Annotated in this window: 5 protein-coding genes; 4 read left to right on the top strand and 1 reads right to left on the bottom strand. The window is 41.5% G+C overall.

Annotation, left to right across the window (positions count from 1 at the left end; translation table 11 throughout):
- The coding region (locus ACFIO3_RS09875; protein ID WP_375704384.1) for a sigma-70 family RNA polymerase sigma factor at nucleotides 1–312 on the top strand (312 nt) is incomplete at its 5' end.
- A 302-nt stretch (nucleotides 313–614) separates the two neighbouring features.
- Here ACFIO3_RS09875 and ACFIO3_RS09870 read toward each other — a convergent pair.
- Nucleotides 615–2192 carry a M48 family metalloprotease gene (locus ACFIO3_RS09870; RefSeq protein ID WP_375606570.1) on the bottom strand — a complete coding sequence of 526 codons (1578 nt, stop codon included), beginning with the start codon at nucleotides 2190–2192 and terminating at the stop codon, nucleotides 615–617.
- A 146-nt stretch (nucleotides 2193–2338) separates the two neighbouring features.
- Between ACFIO3_RS09870 and ACFIO3_RS09865 the strand changes: the two genes are divergently transcribed.
- From ACFIO3_RS09865 to ACFIO3_RS09855, 3 genes are all read left to right on the top strand, one after another.
- On the top strand, nucleotides 2339–2974 hold the full coding sequence (locus ACFIO3_RS09865; RefSeq protein ID WP_375606569.1) for a thiamine diphosphokinase: 636 nt from the start codon (nucleotides 2339–2341) through the stop codon (nucleotides 2972–2974).
- A gap of 100 nt (nucleotides 2975–3074) precedes the next feature.
- On the top strand, nucleotides 3075–3461 hold the full coding sequence (locus ACFIO3_RS09860) for a hypothetical protein (RefSeq protein ID WP_375606568.1): 387 nt from the start codon (nucleotides 3075–3077) through the stop codon (nucleotides 3459–3461).
- Nucleotides 3461–3807, top strand: a 347-nt coding sequence (locus tag ACFIO3_RS09855; protein WP_375704385.1) for an ATP-binding cassette domain-containing protein, incomplete at its 3' end; no start/stop codon positions are given. The genes ACFIO3_RS09860 and ACFIO3_RS09855, both read left to right, overlap by 1 nt.

Here is a 3807-nt window from a genome sequence, read left to right as displayed (position 1 = left end):
AACAGTGATAATCCCATTGCAAAGATGGATGTGTTGGTGGATGAGAGTCCTCTTCCTGATGCTTTAATTGAGCAAGTCATTGATGGTCAACGGCGTACACAATGGCTTTACGATGCGTTGCAAATTCTCAACGAACGGGAGTTGGAAATTATTCGCTTTCGTCGCTTAAATGAAGAGGGTGCGACTCTCGAAGTTTTGGGTGAAAAATTAGGAATCTCGAAAGAGCGCGTGCGTCAAATTGAAGCTAGGGCTTTGCAAAAATTGCGTTCTGCTCTCCTTACGATTCATTCAGAAGATGCTTACGATATATAAGCAGTGAAAGGCTTTTGGGGGGGAAAGAGAATATATTAAGTGGGGGCATATGAGAATATGATAAAGTCAGCTTTAGGGGATGGCCATATTTGTTTAGGAATATGCCTCTTTGGGAGTGCTACTGATAAACAGAAGAAGATAGGGGGCTGTTAGTTTGGAGGAAATATATATCAAACGGAGACCTATAAAGGCATGATGAAGTTGGATTTTAAAGTGTTCCTCTTTATTTTCGAATATGCTTTAAGGGGGGGGCGTGATACAGACAGAAAAGAATCAAAACTGTAACGGATGAGAAGAAAGGCTTATTCTGTAATAATTTTCACTTTTGTACCTGCGGGTAAAGTTTGCGTTGGTGAGAGGGCGTTGAGGATGCGAAAGAGTTTTTCTTTATAGGGTGTGTATTGCATTTTATCTGCAAGATTGGCAACGGTTTCTCCTTGTTTAACACGGACAACACGGATTTTTAAGGGCTGCAATTTTTTTAACTGTGAAGATGAAAGAGAATGAAAGCTTTGTAGCGTTTTTTGGGCAACCTCTGCAAAATTTCGAGAATTATGTGGAGCGGCCGTCAAAAAACGAAAGATGTGGTTGTTGAATGGAATGACAACCACATCAAATTGCCATTGATCATTGGTAGCATGGGCCCGCGCTCCAAGTAAACTTTGGTTTTGGGATTCTTGACGCATAAATTCTTGATTGCGGAGCCCTTGAATTGTGATGGGGCGGATAGATGATTGATCTAGACCGATAATCCAGCCGCTTTTCAAATAATCACTCGCAGATATTTCAGCAGGATGTGGAATAGCGTCAAAACGAATCGCAATTTTATCTGGTCCACTGGCCCAAACAGTGTGTGCTGAATGTTCTATTGTAAAATTGTTTGGAACAGAAAAAGCTATGCGCAATTGTGGGTGAATAAATTGGTTGCCTCGTACAAAACCTGTATAAAAGCCTCCTCCAAAAATTATGCCATCAAGGCTTTTGAGAAAAGAATCATGATCGGATATTTTATTATTCCCTTTACTGATTTTACGCGCTTTTTCTATCGCAAGCCGAATGCGTTGAGGGGTAGTTGGGTGAGAAGCTAGAAAATCTAGAGAGGCATTTTGGGTGCCAGAGATATTACGCAAAGCACTATAGGCTTCCATTGTTTGAAGAAAGCGCGGTGAAGCAAAAGGATCATATCCTGACTGTTGGAGCATTTCGAGTGCAAGGGAGTCAGCTTCCAGCTCTTGATTGCGGGAAAATTGCGCGAGTTGTTGCTTGTTTTGCATAGGGTTATGAAGTTTTTTGCCAATAGAAGAAAGAAGACGTGAAGACATGTGATTTGTCATCTTTAATTGGGCTTCTTTTTGCAGGCGTAAAATGCCATGATTGGCTCTGATATGTGCTATCTCATGGGCTAAAATGGCTGCAACTTCTGAAGAATCATTGGCTAATGCCAGCATGCCACGGGTGATGTAGATCGAACCATTGGGGAGCGCAAAAGCGTTTACAGTTTCTGAGTTTAAAATTGTTACAGAATAGCTTTGATGAGAACTATGTGATGCAACTGCCAGTTTACGGACAATCTTTGCTAAAAGGTGTTCAAGTTTTGCATTATGATAAGCGCCACCATACATTTGTAAAATACGTGGGTGTTGCAGAGCGCTTAATGTGACATAGATATTGTGATTGTTGACACTTTTGATAGTTTTAGAAGAAATGGAAGAAAGCCTGTTATTTTGAGAAAGGGGTGTATGACAAGCCGAAAGGAGAAGTGTTAAACTTATGAAAGTTGCTTTATACAGGCATGAGTGAAAAAGAAAATTGCGGTGAAAAATGGGGTGCGTTGGACCATGGTGCACATTATTTCTGCGGAGTAATTTGGCAAATTGCATTTGTATCTTTGTATCGTATGTTTCTTTAAGAAAGGCATTAGGAGTAGGGATTCGTTTGGCTATATCACGCTTTTTGTTTATAAAAAATGACTCTCACTTATAAAAGATGCACTGTAAAGAAAATTTTGTGAAAGGCAAAGTATGGCATGACAACATTTACGATATTATTAAATGGGGATGTTCATATCACTGATCGTTTGCTTAATCAAATTCAAAACAGTCGGGTAATTGCTGCTGATGGTGGTATGCGTCATGCGGCAGCGCTTAATGTGATGCCTGAGTTGTGGTTAGGGGACTTTGATTCATCAGATGAGAATTTAATACGTCAATATAGTCATGTTCCGCGTGAAGTTTTTCCTTCTGATAAAGATATGACAGATAGTGCTCTGGCATGTGAAAGAGCGCTGCAAAATGGCGCTAAAAAGCTTATTTTATGCGGTGCTTTGGCAGGGAAGCGAAGTGATCATAGCCTTTCTCATATGACGCAAGCGTTGATGATGGCTGAAAGGGGTATTTCAGTGTTGTTGACAAGCGGTTTGGAAGAAGGTTGGCCGGTTTTGTCAAAACCTTGTTCGTATGATTTGCCTAAGGGATGTTTGTTTAGTATTATCGGTTTTTCTGATTTAAAAGGTTTAACGCTTAAGGGAGTAAAATGGCAAATTTGTGACAAAAATGTGTCATTTGGCTCTTCTTTAACACTTTCTAACCGTATTTGTGGAACCTTTTCTTGCCATTTAGGTTCTGGAAAAGCTATATTGTTAGCGTCTGTGCCTATTCCATAAAGCTCTTCCAATATATTTTGAATAAGGCAGAGGGGGGCCTAGTGATGAAGTGCCGACATAAACGATATATGTATTGATCTTGAGAAGGAAAGGTTTTGATATGTTAAAATCAATTTTTAAAGTGGCCGTTGTTTCAGCCATTGGTTTCAGTTCAGTCGCTTGTACTACAAACGATGAACGTGTTGCACGTTACGGCGTAGGAGGAGCAGCAATCGGTGCTTTGGCTGGAACTGCTATTGGTGGAAGTACGCCTGGAGCAGCGCTTACCGGTGCAGCATTTGGGGCTTTGGCTGGAACAGTAACAGGTGCAGCTGCAAATCAAAGAAAACAACAAAGACAGGCATCACAATTGTGCACGTATCGTGGTCGTAGAGGGTATGTTTACCAAGCACCTTGTGGGCAGAGAGTTTCTGTTAGACAATTATGTGCTTACCGTGATGCAAGAGGGGTGATGTATAAAGCACCTTGTCCGCGCCGCGTTCGTTAATGGCGGTGCCGCTTCTGCGGCTTGACCGCATTTTCTTAAATTTTGGAAAAACGCCTTTGCTCAATCAAGCTTCTTTATCGGTTGAGCAGGGGGCGCGTATTGCGTTGGTTGGCCGTAATGGTTGTGGAAAATCGACCCTGTTAAAAATTGCCGCAGGAATATTAGAACCTCATGGTGGCGAAATTTTTCGCCACCCGCGAGTAACGTTCCGTTATGTCTCACAAAATCCGGATTGTTCAGGATTTGAAGATATTAATGCTTATATGGAAGCGGGGCTGGACGATACATCTGATGTCCAGTGGATCAATACGCTTCGCACAAATTTAGGGTTTTCGGGGACGGAAAA

It is taken from the genome of Bartonella sp. AD328YNZD (assembly GCF_042196425.1).
The sequence above is the reverse complement of the archived record's forward strand: the minus strand, read 5'-3'. Positions and strand labels throughout refer to the sequence as shown.

What these genes read in the sequence shown, in the direction of transcription:
- ACFIO3_RS09870 (WP_375606570.1), bottom strand. Translation starts at nt 2,192, where the DNA reads ATGCAATTTGCCAAATTACTCCGCAGAAATAATGTGCACCATGGTCCA.
- ACFIO3_RS09865 (WP_375606569.1), top strand. Translation starts at nt 2,339, where the DNA reads ATGACAACATTTACGATATTATTAAATGGGGATGTTCATATCACTGAT.
- ACFIO3_RS09860 (WP_375606568.1), top strand. Translation starts at nt 3,075, where the DNA reads ATGTTAAAATCAATTTTTAAAGTGGCCGTTGTTTCAGCCATTGGTTTC.